15 protein-coding genes are annotated in these 16,116 nt (G+C 44.8%); 1 reads left to right on the top strand and 14 read right to left on the bottom strand.

Translation table 11 applies throughout. The annotated features are described in order from the left end of the window. Positions 1-638: 638 nt before the first annotated feature. From AB4154_RS21185 to AB4154_RS21120, 14 genes are all read right to left on the bottom strand, one after another. Entirely contained in the window at positions 639-1,775 is a 1,137-nt protein-coding gene (locus AB4154_RS21185) for a flagellin (RefSeq protein ID WP_017064128.1), read from the bottom strand. Positions 1,776-2,193: 418 nt separating this feature from the next. Continuing rightward, a complete protein-coding gene (flgL, locus tag AB4154_RS21180; protein ID WP_017064129.1) occupies positions 2,194-3,384 on the bottom strand; it encodes a flagellar hook-associated protein FlgL in 1,191 nt (396 codons plus the stop codon). 10 nt (positions 3,385-3,394) lie between these two features. After that, on the bottom strand, positions 3,395-5,275 hold the full coding sequence (gene flgK, locus AB4154_RS21175) for a flagellar hook-associated protein FlgK (protein ID WP_017067655.1): 1,881 nt from the start codon (positions 5,273-5,275) through the stop codon (positions 3,395-3,397). Between the two features lie 220 nt (positions 5,276-5,495). Beyond that, entirely contained in the window at positions 5,496-6,413 is a 918-nt protein-coding gene (flgJ, locus tag AB4154_RS21170; RefSeq protein ID WP_017064131.1) for a flagellar assembly peptidoglycan hydrolase FlgJ, read from the bottom strand. Positions 6,414-6,426: 13 nt separating this feature from the next. After that, positions 6,427-7,518 carry a flagellar basal body P-ring protein FlgI gene (locus AB4154_RS21165; RefSeq protein ID WP_017062257.1) on the bottom strand — a complete coding sequence of 364 codons (1,092 nt, stop codon included), beginning with the start codon at positions 7,516-7,518 and terminating at the stop codon, positions 6,427-6,429. Positions 7,519-7,612: 94 nt separating this feature from the next. Then, positions 7,613-8,389 (bottom strand): flagellar basal body L-ring protein FlgH, encoded by a 777-nt coding sequence (flgH, locus tag AB4154_RS21160; RefSeq protein ID WP_017071817.1) that lies wholly within the window; start codon positions 8,387-8,389, stop codon positions 7,613-7,615. Between the two features lie 88 nt (positions 8,390-8,477). Then, the gene (flgG, locus tag AB4154_RS21155; RefSeq protein ID WP_017062259.1) at positions 8,478-9,266 is read right to left on the bottom strand and encodes a flagellar basal-body rod protein FlgG; all 789 of its coding nucleotides are present in this window, start codon (positions 9,264-9,266) and stop codon (positions 8,478-8,480) included. A gap of 21 nt (positions 9,267-9,287) precedes the next feature. Beyond that, positions 9,288-10,037 (bottom strand): flagellar basal-body rod protein FlgF, encoded by a 750-nt coding sequence (gene flgF, locus AB4154_RS21150; RefSeq protein ID WP_017056855.1) that lies wholly within the window; start codon positions 10,035-10,037, stop codon positions 9,288-9,290. A 251-nt stretch (positions 10,038-10,288) separates the two neighbouring features. Further along, the gene (gene flgE, locus AB4154_RS21145) at positions 10,289-11,593 is read right to left on the bottom strand and encodes a flagellar hook protein FlgE (protein WP_017062260.1); all 1,305 of its coding nucleotides are present in this window, start codon (positions 11,591-11,593) and stop codon (positions 10,289-10,291) included. 49 nt (positions 11,594-11,642) lie between these two features. After that, positions 11,643-12,356, bottom strand: a complete 714-nt coding sequence (gene flgD / locus AB4154_RS21140) for a flagellar hook assembly protein FlgD (RefSeq protein WP_010439286.1) — start codon at positions 12,354-12,356, stop codon at positions 11,643-11,645. 17 nt (positions 12,357-12,373) lie between these two features. Continuing rightward, positions 12,374-12,787, bottom strand: a complete 414-nt coding sequence (gene flgC, locus AB4154_RS21135; protein WP_004736176.1) for a flagellar basal body rod protein FlgC — start codon at positions 12,785-12,787, stop codon at positions 12,374-12,376. 4 nt (positions 12,788-12,791) lie between these two features. After that, the gene (flgB, locus tag AB4154_RS21130; RefSeq protein ID WP_004736175.1) at positions 12,792-13,187 is read right to left on the bottom strand and encodes a flagellar basal body rod protein FlgB; all 396 of its coding nucleotides are present in this window, start codon (positions 13,185-13,187) and stop codon (positions 12,792-12,794) included. Positions 13,188-13,442: 255 nt separating this feature from the next. Beyond that, positions 13,443-14,270, bottom strand: coding sequence for a protein-glutamate O-methyltransferase (locus AB4154_RS21125; RefSeq protein WP_004736174.1), 828 nt, complete (start codon positions 14,268-14,270; stop codon positions 13,443-13,445). 11 nt (positions 14,271-14,281) lie between these two features. Next, positions 14,282-15,208 (bottom strand): chemotaxis protein CheV, encoded by a 927-nt coding sequence (locus tag AB4154_RS21120; RefSeq protein WP_017066180.1) that lies wholly within the window; start codon positions 15,206-15,208, stop codon positions 14,282-14,284. 77 nt (positions 15,209-15,285) lie between these two features. Here AB4154_RS21120 and flgA point away from each other — a divergent pair, with 77 nt between their 5' ends. Next, positions 15,286-16,032: a flagellar basal body P-ring formation chaperone FlgA gene (flgA, locus tag AB4154_RS21115; protein WP_372124044.1), complete on the top strand. Its 747-nt coding sequence runs from the start codon at positions 15,286-15,288 to the stop codon at positions 16,030-16,032. The last annotated feature ends 84 nt before the right edge of the window (positions 16,033-16,116 follow it).

Raw genomic sequence — 16,116 nt, 5'->3', positions numbered from 1 at the left:
CCAATTGATTTTCCGGTATAGCGGTTTCCGACGTCTCGGAAAACCAAGTAGTTCTCTCAAAGTTACTTTTAATAACGGCGCGAAAATCAGAAGCTTTAGAAAAACTTTCAAAAAACCACAAAAAAAATATTAATCTAATATTTATCAACAACTTAATTTTCATCATTTTCTAATACAGCGATAGATTTCAATTGGAAAAAGATCTTAATCTGTTCAGAAAGCGTACGAACCGCCGTCTAAATGGCTCAAGGTCGAGAAATGATCAATCGCCAAAGATCTCTGACTTACGCAAATCTTGTGTAATAGATGACATTATTTGTCGTGAAGAAGAACCATCAAATAGAGATTTGGAAAAGGTAGTGCGAGAAAGTTCACAGGAAAATAAATAGCAAAAGCAAGAAATACAGAAAGGAAAAAGCCCCTTTTCCTTTGAGAGAACCGGGGCTAGTTGGCGCGTCAGAGCCTGTGTGGAGATCATCGAGAAATGAACACATTTCCGACTTGCCGTTGCATTCTTACTGCAAAAATGGATAGCAGGTGAGAGATGAGAGAGCTAAACATTCAATAGTAAGTATGCTTGCCAGTTTCCCTTGCTGCATGGCTCACGTCTGAACACGAGCAGCAAGTTCAACCAATAACTATTGCAATAATGACATTGCAGAGTTAGGCAACTGTTTTGCTTGAGCAAGTATTGAAGTACCTGCTTGTTGCAGAATTTGTGATTTGGTCATTTGCGTCGTCTCTTTCGCAAAGTCCGTATCTTTGATTCGGCTGTTTGAAGCGTCTACGTTCTCTTGTACGTTTGCCAAGTTATTAATACTGTGGCTTAGACGGTTCTGTTTTGCACCCAAATCAGCACGCTGTGAATCCACGTACTTCATTGCAGAATCAATCACGCTGATCGCGTTCTGTGAACCCGCAACGCTGGTTAAGCTAACATCTTGAACCGAGGTTGCGCGGCCTTCACTCTTAATACCTAGCTCAGACGCTAGACCACCAGAGATAGACATTGGGCCGTCAAGGTCAGGTTCAGCAACGAACAGTTGAATGCGACCATCATCAGTAACCGATGCGTTCACAAGATCAGACTGACCATTAATGTAAGTCGCAAGCTCTTCGATATCATCGCCCGCTTTGGTATTGATATCTAAAACGATGTCTTCACCCGCTTTGGTTTTGAATTCGAACTTAAGATCGCTCGCTGTTGGCGGCACTTCCCAGTTCTTATCTTTCGCGTTTTCTGAATCGAACGTAGTACCACCCATACGGTAGTCATCTGCACGGATACTTGTCAGAGCCATGATCATTGCTTCACCAGAGTTAGAACCGATCTGGAATGAAGCTTCACCGAATGAACCGTTCAGTAGACGACGACCACCAAACGATGTGGTTTCCGCAATACGGTTAAGCTCATCTTGAAGTGCCATTGACTCTTCGTTCAGTGCAGTACGCTCTGCCGGCGAGTTAGTGCCGTTTGATGATTGAATCGCTAGATCACGCATACGTTGTAGTACGTTAGTCGATTCGTTCATCGCGCCTTCTGCTGTTTGAGCAATCGAAATACCGTCGTTGGCATTACGCATTGCCACATCAAGACCACGAGACTGAGCGGTTAGACGGTTCGAGATTTGCAGACCTGCCGCATCATCTTTCGCGCTGTTGATCTTGTGACCAGATGACAAACGCTCCATAGAAGTCGCTAAGTCATTAGACGCTTTATTCAGGTAACGTTGTGCTGTCATAGCAGATACGTTAGTGCTTACATTGATAGCCATTTTGCTCTCCTTATGAGTTCGCAAGCTTTCTGCGAAGCGGCCAGCTTTACTCTCATATGGATAAGCACTGACCGTGTATTACTCGATAAACCCTATACAAGGTTTAAGATCTGTATTAATCATTTATAACCAACACAGATACAAGTTGTATGCCAAGTTTAATATCATATAAATAATTTTTTAATTATCTAAAAATCAGAAGCTTACAAACAACACTGCGCAATTATGATTTTCTACTATTAGAAGATGAAAAACATTCACCTTCCTTATTGCCGTTTTTTGCCGCTATTCTAGAAACATCATGCTTCGTACAAAAAAGCGGCAAACTGTGGCGTCATTCGCACGTATGGCATAGCACATACGGCAAGGAATCAACGCCATGGTGATCGACAAGCCACCATTAAATACCGATTGATCATTAAATATAGTTAAACAAGGTCAGGTCTTTGGTTTTGCCAAACGCTTGTTGAGAAGCTTGTAGTGCTCGAGAGTTTTCATTGAACTCAATGATCGCTTTCGAGTAATCCAAGTCTTCAAAGTTGCTTTTTGCTTTTGCTAAAGACAACTTGAAATCTTCATGTTGTTGCTCTTGAATATCCAAAGTACTCAAGCGTGCACCAACATCGGTTCTTGCCTTGGTCAAATGGATAAACGCAGCGTGGAACTCTTCAGTTACTTGGTGCAGTTTCGCTGTTGCTGATGCATCCGATACCGGGTTTTCAGCCTGCTCAGCAGCCTCTTTGAACGTATCAAAGATAGAGAAAGTCTCTCGTGGTTCTAAGGTGATCGAATCACCTTTAGTGATTTGGCCTTTGATTTGAATATTCAGCCCTTCATAAACAATGCCTGTCGAAGGATCAAAATCTTCTGCCGCAACCACTGCGCCGTCTTTTTCAAGCTGATAAGCGAAATTGCCCGTCTGCATGTCGACAAACGTCACTTTATAAGTAGACCCATCTTCATCGCTGTTGGTCGCACGCCCGAGCAATAACTCAGACGCAGGTTCAAGCTCGTACTGAGGTTCGTAGTCACCGAACGGGTTGTCTATTTCCATAAACATCTTGCTGCCCGGATCATTCATTGCCATTTCAAAGCTGCTTGCCACACGCATCTTGCGTTGGTAGTCATCACCTTGATATGTCACATTCCCTTCGTTATCTCGAAAGAAAGGCTGATTTTTCGGCTTAGTGCCTGCAAACGTGTAGTTACCCGACTCATCTTGAGAGTTGGCTAAATGCAGGAAGTTATTCGCCAGTTCTTGAATTTCACGCTTCTTAGCTAAACGGTCTTCTGGAGAAAGCGCACCGTTGATCATTTCCATCACGGTTCGTTTTGCTTCATCAGCAAAGCCTTCAGTGTTAGAAACCAATACTTCATGATGCTCAAGACGGTTTCTGACTAGAGTAATCGCATCGACATACTGTTTAAGCTGTTCTGACTGCTGACCAATGTTCTGTAAATAGTGCGTCGCTAATGGGTCATCACTTGGCGACTGTAACTTCTTACCCGAAGCAAGTTGTGCTTGGTTGTGATGCACCTTGTTCTCTTGACGGCGCAAGTCGTTTTGTACTGACTGATAATTATGGAAGCTAGAGATACGATTCAACATTTATACCTTCCTATCTCAGAGCCAAAATAGTGTTAAACGTATCATTGGCTGCTTGCATGATACGTGAAGAAGCCATATACGCTTGCTGAAATTTCATCATGTTTGCCGCTTCTTCATCGAGGTTTACTCCCGAGATAGAAGCAATACGTTCTTGAGCCGACTGTTTTTCTAATGTCGCAATATCACTCAGGCGATTTGCCGTTGAAGACTTCAAGCCCGTATTAGTATTCAAGTTGTGGTAAAGGTCTAAAATCGTAGACTCACCATCATTCAACAGCTTTCCTGTTTGAAGATCTTGTAGCTTACGCAGGTTACCGTTGTCACCTTCTGATGGGACAAGGTTTGCCGTAAACTTATCATTTGCCACCGCACCGGGTGTGAGCTCAAACGTTGTACCGTTGATGGTCACTGGCCCTTGTGGCGGATACGGTTGAGGCTGCATTAAAATGTTACCCTTCGGATCCGTCACAGCAAACTGCTCACCTTTTGGTGAGACAATCACTTCAAACTCACGCAGTTGACCTGCTTCTAGGATTTTAAATCCCGCTGTACCCTTGGCAAACGTGGTCGATGCCTCATAACTTTGCGCAGCAATGTCTTTCGGGTCTTTGGTTTCCATATGAATCTGCGCAGCAAAATTACGCGTTGGACGCAGTAACAGTTTCTCTCCTAGTTCAGGAGGGTTACGTACTTCCACTCGCATGCCATCAAGATAAAAAGCACTACCGCTAGAGTCGGTCGCCATCTTAACGGTCTCACCGTTCGGCTTAGTCACGACATAATCACTGCCATCGTATTTCAGTCCATACTCACCGCCTTTTAAGGCAGAAGTATCATCAATGTATACCGCAACATCGGCTTTCGATTGCCCGCTAGCCGTGACACGAGATTTTGCCACCAGCTCTGAGTTCACGTCGGTAAACAAGTCCTTACCTACGTTGCCGTTAAGATCCAAACCTTGTTCTTGAAGACTATTGACCTCATATGAAAACGCGGTCGCCAAACGACCAAGCTCATCCATGATTGCTGGGATATGTTCGTCACGCATGTCTAGCATGGCGCCGATTTTTCCGTCGATATCACTGCTGGTGATCGGTTTTAAAGACTTACCTTCAACAATCGCTAGGCGGCGCTGATGTGCATCGGGTAAGCCATCAACCATCTTCAGCTGACTCGCTTCACTACCAGAGACCAAGGTATGGCCATTACCAATATGGACATTAAACCCTTCGGCATTTGAGCGTGGTGTCACCGTAACTTTGGTGTAACCAGAAAGCTCATTAATCAACTTTTCATGCTGATCTCGTAGGTCATTATGAGGCCCAGGAGTTCGCATCATTAAACGCTGAACATCACGGATCTCGTACGCAAGTTGGTTAACTCGCTCGATACCCATATCTAATTTTTTATTCGTAGAATCAGACTGTTGACGAACTGTTTCATGAAATTCATTCAAGGTTTTAGTTACAAGCCCTGCTTTCTCTAACACGACCTTACGCGCACCCACATCATTTGGGGTATCGGCGAGAGTCTTAACGGAATCAAACCATTCGTTGAGGTTTTCTGGAATCTTCTTTGAAGCGACCGACGACAACATGCTCGACAGCATATCGAGGTTGGCTTCGGTATCGCCTTTGTTGGCGGCATTGGTTGTCGATAAGTTAAGTTCTTTGACGGCAAACTGATCCCAAGAGCGGCGAACATTTTCCACATGTACACCCATACCGTAGGATTGCCCACCGTACTGGCGCGGGTCATTCACACCTTGAATCACAGACTGGCGGCTATAGCCCTCTGTGTTAGCGTTAGAAATGTTATGACCTGTGGTGTTGAGCTGTCTCTGAGCCGTAAGAACACTTTGTGCCCCTACATTCAGAAGATCCGACGCCATAATGCCCCCAAAAAACTTAACAAAACCAGAATGAACTGATTAACTACAACCGTATATTACTAAGATAAAAGCAATATATGTGCCAACACAAACAATAGGAAATTAAAAGACGATAATTTATTGAAGTGTAAGGAGATAACTATGGATTACGCGTAAGAACTGAAGGGGCGGAGAAGAAAAGAGCCTGCCAGTAGCAAGCTCTCTATGTTGATTTATGACGCTAGTTCATCTCATCAATCTTGGCTTTAACTCGTAAAACCTTGTCTGCATAGTTAGGGTCAGTTGCGTAACCAGCCTGATGAATACCTTTGATGAAATTCTCTGAATTGCCTTGATGCTGTAGCGCCGTTTCGTATCTTGGATTTTCGTTCAAGAACTTCACGTAATCATTAAAGCTATCTTCGAAATTAGAGTAAGAACGGAAGGAAGCTGACTCTTTAACGGCGGTTTTGCCATGGAACTCAAGAGTTTGAGTCGCGACCTTATCGCCCTTCCAACTTCTATCTGCTTTGATGTTAAATAAGTTATTGCTGTTGCCCAAAGAGTTCTTAACCATTTTAGAACCCCAACCCGTTTCAAGGGCAGCTTGTGCCAATAGAAGAGACGAGTCCACACCAAGCGCACTTGCCGCTTTTTCCGCGTAAGGCTTCATTGAGGTCACAAACGATTCTGGAGAATCAAAGGATACTGGCTGTTTTGCTGCTTGCGCAGGTTGAACGTCTGACGCTCGCTCTTCCGAACGGCCTGAATATTGCGGTCTTTGCAATGAAGCATCAAAGCCTTCACTGCGAACCTTCTCTTCAGACGTATCGCTTGCTTGGCCAGCGCTTAGTTGAGCCACGATCATATCTGCAAGACCTAACGAACCTGAAGCGCTTAACTCACTCGCCATTTGGTCATCTTGCATCTGACGATAGAACTGCTCGTTCTGGCTGTTCAACATATCCGACTTAAAGCTCGAGTTAGCATCGCGCATTGACTTAAACAACATCGAGGTGAAAATCGATTCAAACTGTTTTGCCGCCGCGGTTAATGCTTCTTTCTCGCTACCTTCTTCACCGTTTACCGCTTGTTGACGAAGGCGGTCTAGGCTACCGATATCGTGAATAAAGCCGATGTCATTGTTATTTTTAATCATGCTTTACCCCTTCTTAGATAATGATCAATTGGCCTTCAATTGCACCCGCTTGTTTCAGTGCTTGAAGGATTGCCATTAAATCAGAAGGTGCAGCGCCCACTTCATTGACTGCGCGTACCAAATCGTCCAGCGTTAGGCCAGGTTCAAATTTGAACATCTTACCATCGCCTTCCGTGATTTCGATATCAGAATCAGGGACCACTACCGTTTGGCCACCAGAGAATGCATTCGGTTGGCTTACGTTTAGATTTTCTTTAATTGCAACCGTCATACCACCGTGGGTGACCGCCGCCGCTTTTAGGCGAACGTGCTTACCAACCACAATCGTACCTGTACGAGAGTTGACGATGATTTTTGCAGAGCCTTCAGCAGGGTCGAACTCGATGTTTTCGATAGCCGACAAGAATGCTACACGCTGGCTGATTTCACGCGGTGCACGAACTTTTACTGAAGTTGCGTCTACCGCTGAAGCCATTTGTGGGCCTAGGAAATTATTAACCGCATCAGCCATACGCTGAGCCGTTGTGAAATCTGATTGGATTAGGTTGAAGGTGATGTAGTCACCACGACCGAATGGCGTTGGGATCTCTTGTTCAACCGTCGCACCGCTAGAGATGATACCAACGTTAGGGTTGTTACCGACAATCTTAGAACCGTCGTTACCTTGTGCACTAAAGCCACTTACCACCAAGTTACCCTGCGCGACCGCATACACTTGACCGTCTAGACCTTTCAAGAAGGTCTGTAGCAAGGTACCACCACGAAGGCTTTTTGCTGAACCGATAGAAGAAACGGTTACGTCAACTTCTTGCCCTTGCTTAGAGAATGCTGGCAGTTCAGCAGTCACAATAACAGCCGCGACGTTTTTGGTTTTTGGCTTAGTGCCGGGCGGCAATTGGATGCCAAAATTTTGCAGCATTGCGTTAAATGTTTGATCGGTAAAGGGAGTTGTCTCACCAGTACCCGGCAAGCCCGTGACCAAACCATAACCGACAAGTTGGTTACTACGAACACCCGCCACTTTTGCCACGTCTTTGATTCGCGCAGCATGGGCACTGGTGGCAAGAAATAGCATGCCGAATAGTACGAGTGTCAGTTTTTTCATTGAGTAACCTGTCTTTATTGCTTTAATTTATAATAGCTTAGCTAAATGTGGCTGAGTGATAGAGGCTGTCAGTATGTCGTCGTCCTATCAAGCTCTACAGAGATACATTAAAGAATCGTGCCAAGAATCCAGGCTCTTGCATATCTTTCTGTACGCCAGTCCCTGAGTACTGAATTCGTGCGTTAGAAACACGGTTTGAAGCAATGGTATTTTCGAAGTCAATATCGTCTGGACGGATGGTACCGCTTAGGCGGATGTACTCATCGCCGGTGTTCAGTGTCATCCACTTCTCACCACGAACCACTAGGTTGCCATTAGCTAATACTTCGATGACTTCAACGGTAATGTAGCCGCTGATGCTGTTACTTTGGTTGGCTGACGCATCACCAGCAAAAGTATTGGTGTTACTCAGATCATAAGAGAAGTTGTACTTGTCGATCGTCAGATCTTGACCACCAACAGCCAGCGGCTCCATTGATGCATCATTCGACTTAGACATGTCTGCGTTGGCTTTTTTGGTCGCTCGAGTATTCTCATCTAGCGCTACAGTGATGATGTCACCAATACCACGAGGCTTTGAGTCGTCATACATGCTGCCAATGTGGTTCACATTAAACAGTGAGCCCGTTGCCGCTGCATAATGCTCTGGCTTCTGCTTGGGGTTGATTGGCGCCCATGCAGGGTCACCAGCAATTGGATCGGTTCGCCCACGAAGCGTGTCGATAATTCCTGAACTTTCTTCTGCCGACTTATCGCCTTCAACCGCATCAACCACTGTGGTCGCGTTCTCTTGTGCTGGCGTCTCAATTGGATCCAGTACTGTACAACCAGTCATCGAAGCTAACAGGGCTAAACAAAAAATACGTTTCATGGCGATATACTCTCAGCAGGCAGTGGTAAATGGGTCAATTAGCAAAAACAGATAGATTAATTAAAAAAGTAAACGGCGAATAAACCAATTACAGCTGTTGGTTAACAAAGCTCATCATCTTGTCTACTGACGAGATAACTTTCGAATTCATTTCGTATACACGCTGAGCTTCAATCATGTTTACCAGCTCTTCGGTTACGTTTACGTTCGATGTTTCTAGCATCGATTGGCGGATGTTACCCAGGCCATCAAAACCCGGTACACCCTCTTGTGGGTCGCCACTCGCGCCAGTTGGCAAATAAAGGTTTTGACCTACTGGCTCTAGACCACCTGGGTTTACAAAGTCAGTAATGGTAATTTGACCAACCACGACGTTGTTTTGCTCGCCACGTAGACGAACCGATACTTCACCGTCGTTACCAACCGTTACCGAGATCGCGTCTTCAGGAATCACAATTTCTGGTTGTAGAGGATAACCTTGGCCCGACGTTACGATCGCGCCTTCACCGTTCAGTGTGAACTGACCATTGCGGCTGTAACCTGTTTCACCGTCTGGCATTTCAACTTGGAAGAAACCGTCGCCTTCAATCATCATGTCTAGGCTGTTAGATGTCGTTTGTGCGTTACCGTGAGTGTGCACTTTTTGAGTCGCGACGACCTTAGAACCGGCACCCAGCATCAAACCACTTGGCAGCTCAGTATTCTGAGACGATTGACCACCCGGTTGATTAATATTCTGGTAGAACAGATCTTCAAATACCGCGCGGCTCTTTTTAAAACCAATGGTCGAGGCGTTGGCAAGGTTGTTCGAAATCGTTGAGATATTGGTTTGTTGGGCGTCTAAACCCGTTTTACTTACCCATAATGCTGGATGCATAGCAATGTCCTTTAAATTCTATTAGCTCATACGAAGCAGTGAATCAGACGACTTGTCCATTTCCTCTGCTGTGCTCATCATTTTGACCTGCATTTCAAACTGACGTTGTAAGTCAATTAGGCTGGTCATTTCACCTACGGCATTTACGTTACTGCCTTCGATAGCACCTTTTAGCAACGTCACCGCTGCATCTGCTTCGTATGCCTGATCTGGGTTTTTCGAACGGAATAGACCATTCGTGTCTTTAAACAAACTTTGGTTGTCTGGACGTACAAGCTTAATACGATCAACCACGGCCAATTCTTCAGCTGGAGCGCCTTGAGGAATCACCGAAATCGTACCGTCTGTACCAATTTCTACTTTGCTGATTGGGATTGGCAGCGTGATTGGTGCATCGTTTTCACCAAGCACTAAGTGACCGCTTGCGTTGGTTAGTAAACCGTTTTGGTCAACCCTTAGGTTACCGTTACGTGTTAAACCTTCACGGCCAGTATTGTCCATCACTGAAATCCAACCATCACCTTGAATGGTAACGTCTAGATCTCGGCCAGTAGTAACCACACTACCCTGAGCGAAATTATGACCCGGACGCTCTGTCATGCTGAAAACACGAGTAGGCATGCCTTCGCCATACGCTTGCATTGAACGTGCCTGTGCTAAATCAGCACGGAAACCCGTTGTACTTACGTTGGCAAGGTTGTTTGCACGTAGCTGCAAAGCTTGCATATTTTGCTTAGCGCCACTCATGGCAAGAAACAGTGCGCGATCCATAATTTTGCTCCAAAAATCATCTTCTGGGGCTAATAAAGCAAACACTGTGCCAATATTTTTAACTGTTATTTATCAATAATTTAAATAGAAAACGAACAAGAAGGGTGATCATCAAAGGATCATTGAGGAAGAATTGTTGCCAGTGGCATTACCGGGCGGCAATAGGGGCGGCAAATAAAAAGACAAACAACAATACCCAATTCAATAACATTGAATTGGGTATTCGCAGATGATTCAAACGCTTTAAACGATTAACGAATCTGAAGAATATTCTGTTGTAGCTGGTTGTGTACTTCTAGAGAACGCGAGTTCGCCTGGAAGTTACGTTGAGCAGAAATCAAATCAACCAGTTCTTGAGTCATATCGATGTTCGACTGCTCTAGCGAGCCGTTGTTGATGCTACCAAATGAACCTTTGTTCGATTCACCCCAGATCTTGTCACCAGAGTCGTTGGTAGAATCCCATTGAGTACCGCCTTTCTTATCCAGACCTTGCTCATTTGGTACACGAACCAAGCCTACACGGCCAAGCATCACGTTTTCACCATTTGAATAAGTACCTAGAACACTGCCGTACTCATCGAAATCGATTTTTGTTAAGAAACCTGTTGTCGCGCCATCTTCATCAAACTTAGTCAATTCAAACGGAGCGGCAAACTGAGTTGAAGAATCTAAACCAAACTTAAGCACTTGAGTTGGATCAGCACCGTTCAAGTCAATAGGGTTCGCACCAGCACCCAGTGGTTCCGAGTTAATCGGCTGACCATTGTTTAGGCTTGCTAACGTACCGTCATTGTTGAACTTCATTGTGTGACCAACATGACCTTGTGCATTCGTCGCATCACCACCAGTAATGTTGACCGGCTTTTCACCGTTCTCATCTGACATGGTGTAGTACGTTTGCCAAGTGTTTGGTTGAGTCTGATCTTTGAGGTAGTAAGTCGTTAACTTGTAAGACTGACCCATAGAATCGTATACCGTCGAAGACGTTGCACGGTTATAAGTATCAGCATCTTTGAAGTTAAATGCAGCCGGGTCTTTAAGATCACCGTTTGCAGGAAGGTTAACCCCTACTTCAATGTTTTCTGTCTGTTTTGGCTTACCAAACTCAGCAGGAATGTCGAGAGGCTTTGGCGCGTAAGAAAGAACTTCACCCGAGTTTGGATCAACATCGTAACCTAAAAGAAACTCATCGTTAGCGGTAACCATGTAGTTGTCTTTGTTTAGGTGAAATGCACCATTACGCGTTAATTCGTTAATCTCTGGCACCATGCGGTCTTTCGATACTGCAAAGAAACCTGTACCACTTACACGTAAGTCCATTGGGTTGTTCGTATAAATACTTGAACCTTCGTGGAACTGTTGCGCCACTTGGCTAGCTTGCGCACCGCCACCTGCCGTCGTTTTTGCGTTAGTGAACAACGAGCTTGAATAAACATCACCGAACTCGGCACGAGACTCTTTAAAGCCAAATGTGTTTGCGTTCGCAATGTTGTTACTGGTTGTATTAAGGTCTAATTGTGCAGCGGATAGGCCGCTTAAAGCTACATATGACATTCCATTATTCTCCTAATCTATCTAGCTAGCATAGTCACTCAATAAAGAGCTACGCTTTACCAACTTCTAGTACTTCAGCAAGTCGTACTGGCGATGTGAAACCAGCCAGATTGAGTAGTACGTTGCCATCGCCCTTACCAAGAAGCACACTGTTCACGTTCGCATAACTGGAAACTTGGAACTCTGTGTTCTCGCCATCCAGCAAACCCGACGCTTTCACGTTGTATTTACCGGCCGGCAATGGGTTACCGTCTTCGTCTTTTCCGTCCCATTCAACACGTGTATCACCAGATGGTTTAGAGCCGATATCAAATGTGCGAACCAATTGGCCAACTTCGTTCTCAACACGGACCATTACATTGTCCATTGCCTGAGGAAGCTTAACCATTGCCGCCATACCGCCATCACCGGGTTTTACACCTGCCGCACCAGGAACCAATACATCACGCCCAACTAAAGAGGAGGCCTGAAGAGCTTGGTTAGAGGTCATTGATGAATTCAAGCTTTCAAACTGTGTATTCATTTTGCCAATGCCATCTACGGTCGCAAATGAAGCCATTTGCGCAATCATCTGGTCATTGCTAACCGGCTTGAAAGGGTCTTGTTGTGCTAGTTGCTTAGTCAACAAAGATAAGAAGTCTTCTTGTTTAAGATCCTGCTTACCTGTTGTTTCGTCGGGCTTTTTAGCGCCATCTTGAAGACTCTTCAGCTGGTCAACATAGGACAAGCCGCTTTGACCAACATTGTTGTTGATTCCAGCCATGTGCTACCTCCTTATCCTTATTGACCCATCTGCAGCGTACGCAGCAGCATTTGTTTACTCGAGTCAGCAACCTGTACGTTTGTTTGGTACGCACGTGATGCCGAAATCATGTTTGCCATTTCTTCCATAACGTTGACATTAGGCTTGTAGATATAGCCTTCGTTGTTCGCTAATGGGTGATCCGGGTTGTACTCCGCGCTTAGCGGCTTATCGCTTTCCACAATACCTAATACTTTCACAGGCACAGTGTGACCACTGTTGCGTGCTTTATTTAACTCAGCGCCGAACACTGCGTGACGAGCCTTGTAAGTTTCTTCAGCAGAACTACTTACACTGTCCGCGTTCGCAAGGTTGCTCGAGGTCGTATTTAGACGAACAGATTCAGCACTCATCGCAGAACCAGTCACATTGAATACATTGAATAAACTCATCTAATTATTCCCCTTTAATCGCTTTAGTTAAATTCTTGAACTTACTTCCTAAGAAGTCGAGAGAGGCTTGATGCCTAATTTGGTTTTGCATGAAAAGGTTTCTTTCCAAATCCAAATCAACCGTGTTGCCATCTCCTGTATCAGGTTGGGTAGGAATGCGATACTTCGTTTCCCCGTTCACCGTTGTTGAGGCAGAAATGTGCCGACCATCTGTACGGCTAAGACCAATGCTTGCCCCAGAACTTGCCGCTTGCAGTGATTTCTTAAAGTCTAATCCCTTTGCTTTATACCCAGGCGTGTTTGCTTGCGCGATATTGGTGGAAAGCACCTCAGCGTTACGCTCACGTACACCAACTGTGTGCTGGTGAATGCCCAAAGCATTGTCAAAAGAAATAGCCATGTAAACCTCAACTCAAGAACTGACTGTTATGAAATAACCAAAGCAATATATATACCAACTTTTGAAACAAGGCGGTCTATCAATGCTTTTACAGGTTACTCGTGGGTAAACTTGCAATAAACAAGCCAAAAAATAGAGTAAATTGGAATGTCACTCTGACTTAAAGATATAGCTTAAGCAGGAAAAAGAAAACCCAGCACTTGGCTGGGTTTTAAATTTAGACGGTAACCTTACACCTAATATCGGTGCCGCTCGTTACTTTAATTTGTAGATGATGCCTGGATTACAGCGAACCATTTCAAAACGATCGGTTAAGCCTGTTAACGATTCAGACGCGCCCAATAGTAAGTACCCACCAGGGTTCAGGCTATTTGCCATCTGGTTAAGTACCTTTGACTTCATATCAGGCGAGAAGTAAATCAGCACGTTACGACAGAAAATAATGTCGAACTTGCCTAACAATGCATAGCTGTCCATCAGGTTCTGAGGGCGGAAGTTCACCATGCGCTTGACGTTATCTTTCACTTTCATACGGCCATCGCCCGCATCTTCAAAGAAAGTACGACGGCGCTCTGGAGAAAGTCCACGTCCCAATGCAAGGTTGTCGTAAGCGCCAGTGCGGCACATATCCAACATACTTGCTGAGATGTCAGTTGCGGTAATCGATACATTTGGCAGCATACCTGGCTTACGAGCTTGAGTTTCAAGAATCGTCATTGCCATTGAGTATGCTTCTTGGCCTGAAGAGCTTGCCGCAGACCAAATCTTAATAGGACGTTTATTTGCCGCTATTTCCGGTAGAAGCTTATCCGCAAGCACAGCAAACGGGTAAGTATCACGGAACCAAAGTGTCTCGTTCGTCGTCATGGCATCGACAGCAGCCACACGCAGCTCACGGTTTCGACCTGTTACTACATCTCTCAACAAATCAGACAAAGAAGCTAACTTAAACTTCGTTACTAATGGGCTTAGACGACTGCGCACTAAATACTGCTTGCTGTCACCTAATACAATGCCACATTGAGATTCTAAGAAACGGCTGAAATCGCGATACTCTTGATCACTTATTGTTATAGCAGTCATTAATGTCTCTTTTAGTTAGTTAACGCAGCTTTTACAGCTGCACCAAGCTCATCTGGGTTGAATTTAGCGATGAAGGAGTTAGCTCCAACACGCTCAACCATGGCTTGGTTAAATACACCACTCAACGATGAGTGTAAAATTACGTATAAATCTTTAAGTTCGGCGTGACGACGAATCTCAGCAGTCAGCGTATATCCATCCATTTCTGGCATTTCGATATCAGAAATCACCAATGAAATCTGATCGTAAATACTGCCTTCTGATGACATCTGTATCAGCTTCTCGTAGGCTTCTTTACCATCCTTCACCGAGATAACTTCAAAACCAATCGACTCAATAGCACGTTGAACCTGCTTACGAGCAACGGTCGAGTCATCAGCAATCAAGATGCGGCGAACCAGTTCTTTCTCTTGTTCTACTTTCGCAATATCTTCAGCAATCTTGCTGTCCATTGTTTCATCAACAGGAGAAATTTCTGCAAGGATCTTCTCAACATCAAGAATTTCTACCAATTCATTATCAATGTTGGTTACCGCTGTCAGGTAGTTAGCTCTACCTGCGCCATCTGGCGGCGGAAGAATCGATTCCCAGTGCATGTTAATAATGCGCTCAACTGAACTTACCAAGAAACCTTGAATGGTTCGGTTAAACTCAGAGATAACCACAAAACACTTTTCAATATCCGTTGTAGGACGGCCACCAATCGCTAAGCTCAAGTCGATCACAGAGATCGTTTGGCCACGAATGTGTGCTACACCTTTAACCAGTGGGTTCAAGTTTGGCATCTTTGTCAGCTTAGGGCATTGCAGCACTTCTTTTACTTTAAAGACATTAATGCCGTAACGCTGACGCCCCATTAGGCGAAAGGTTAGTAATTCTAATCGGTTTTGACCGACGAGTTGCGTACGCTGATTCACCGAATCAAGAATACCCGTCATGAGCTCATCTCCATATCAAACTTTTTTGTATAAAAAGTGTTAGTCTACTGCAGGCTACGAACCACCAGAGAAACGGAATGACGTATTATAAAACAAATTTGCCACCTCTTTCCATAGCAATGTGTAGAGCTACTTTTAAAACTGTCGCTAAGTTTATCGGCATTTTATCAATATTGTTTAGTTTTTTTGTACAAGCTGCGACCCCAGAACAAATTGAGATGATTCAGTCTGCAGCGGAGCAACATATCCTTGATACAGTTGAGCAGCCACAAGGTGGCGAACTCTTTGTTAATTCAGCAAATGTTGACTCAAGAATCAAAGCGACAGACTGCCCAGTGCCTTTAGAGACCAGCGCTTCAACAACCACCAATACCCGCAGCAGTATTACGGTTTTAGTGCAATGTGTTCCTGATGAGTGGCGAGTTTATGTACCGGTGCGCCTTTCGATGTCGGTGCCTCTTGTCACCACCACTCGCTCACTCGCGAGAGGCGAAATCGTCGGTCAATACGATGTCACCACCGCTATGATTTCTCTTAACAAGTTTCGTCGCCAAGGTTTCACAGCTCCACATCAGGTCATCGGCGCTAAGGTAAAAAAGAACCTAAGACCGGGCGATTTTGTAGAAAGAGGTGATATCTGTGTCGTGTGCCGAAACGAGAAGGTTATCATACAGGCAGTAAAAGGTGGCATGACCATTACCACCAAAGGAACTGCGCTTACCGATGGCTCTATGGGTGATCAAGTAAGAGTGAAAAATGATAAATCACAGCGTATAATTGAAGGGATTGTTACCAGCATGTCTGAAGTCACGGTTTACTTTTGACTCTTTACTTCTAAATTGACGGTATCGTTAGCGATTTCACCCTCAACTCTAACGCCAAATATAACGGCTGCGGTGTTTTGTCCC

Source organism: Vibrio sp. 10N.286.51.B11 (genome assembly GCF_041469245.1).
In the GTDB taxonomy this organism is placed as follows: Bacteria; Pseudomonadota; Gammaproteobacteria; order Enterobacterales; family Vibrionaceae; genus Vibrio; species Vibrio crassostreae_C.
This window is presented reverse-complemented; position numbering and strand designations above follow the sequence as displayed.

Excerpts from the sequence above, each read along its gene's own strand:
- flgH (WP_017071817.1), bottom strand. The coding sequence starts at position 8,389 with ATGAAACGTATTTTTTGTTTAGCCCTGTTAGCTTCGATGACTGGTTGT.
- flgF (WP_017056855.1), bottom strand. The coding sequence starts at position 10,037 with ATGGATCGCGCACTGTTTCTTGCCATGAGTGGCGCTAAGCAAAATATG.
- flgD (WP_010439286.1), bottom strand. The coding sequence starts at position 12,356 with ATGGCTGGAATCAACAACAATGTTGGTCAAAGCGGCTTGTCCTATGTT.
- AB4154_RS21185 (WP_017064128.1), bottom strand. The coding sequence starts at position 1,775 with ATGGCTATCAATGTAAGCACTAACGTATCTGCTATGACAGCACAACGT.
- flgJ (WP_017064131.1), bottom strand. The coding sequence starts at position 6,413 with ATGATTAAAAATAACAATGACATCGGCTTTATTCACGATATCGGTAGC.
- flgG (WP_017062259.1), bottom strand. The coding sequence starts at position 9,266 with ATGCATCCAGCATTATGGGTAAGTAAAACGGGTTTAGACGCCCAACAA.
- AB4154_RS21120 (WP_017066180.1), bottom strand. The coding sequence starts at position 15,208 with ATGACGGGTATTCTTGATTCGGTGAATCAGCGTACGCAACTCGTCGGT.
- flgL (WP_017064129.1), bottom strand. The coding sequence starts at position 3,384 with ATGTTGAATCGTATCTCTAGCTTCCATAATTATCAGTCAGTACAAAAC.
- AB4154_RS21125 (WP_004736174.1), bottom strand. The coding sequence starts at position 14,270 with ATGACTGCTATAACAATAAGTGATCAAGAGTATCGCGATTTCAGCCGT.
- AB4154_RS21165 (WP_017062257.1), bottom strand. The coding sequence starts at position 7,518 with ATGAAAAAACTGACACTCGTACTATTCGGCATGCTATTTCTTGCCACC.
- flgE (WP_017062260.1), bottom strand. The coding sequence starts at position 11,593 with ATGTCATATGTAGCTTTAAGCGGCCTATCCGCTGCACAATTAGACCTT.
- flgC (WP_004736176.1), bottom strand. The coding sequence starts at position 12,787 with ATGAGTTTATTCAATGTATTCAATGTGACTGGTTCTGCGATGAGTGCT.
- flgK (WP_017067655.1), bottom strand. The coding sequence starts at position 5,275 with ATGGCGTCGGATCTTCTGAATGTAGGGGCACAAAGTGTTCTTACGGCT.
- flgB (WP_004736175.1), bottom strand. The coding sequence starts at position 13,187 with ATGGCTATTTCTTTTGACAATGCTTTGGGCATTCACCAGCACACAGTT.
- flgA (WP_372124044.1), top strand. The coding sequence starts at position 15,286 with ATGACGTATTATAAAACAAATTTGCCACCTCTTTCCATAGCAATGTGT.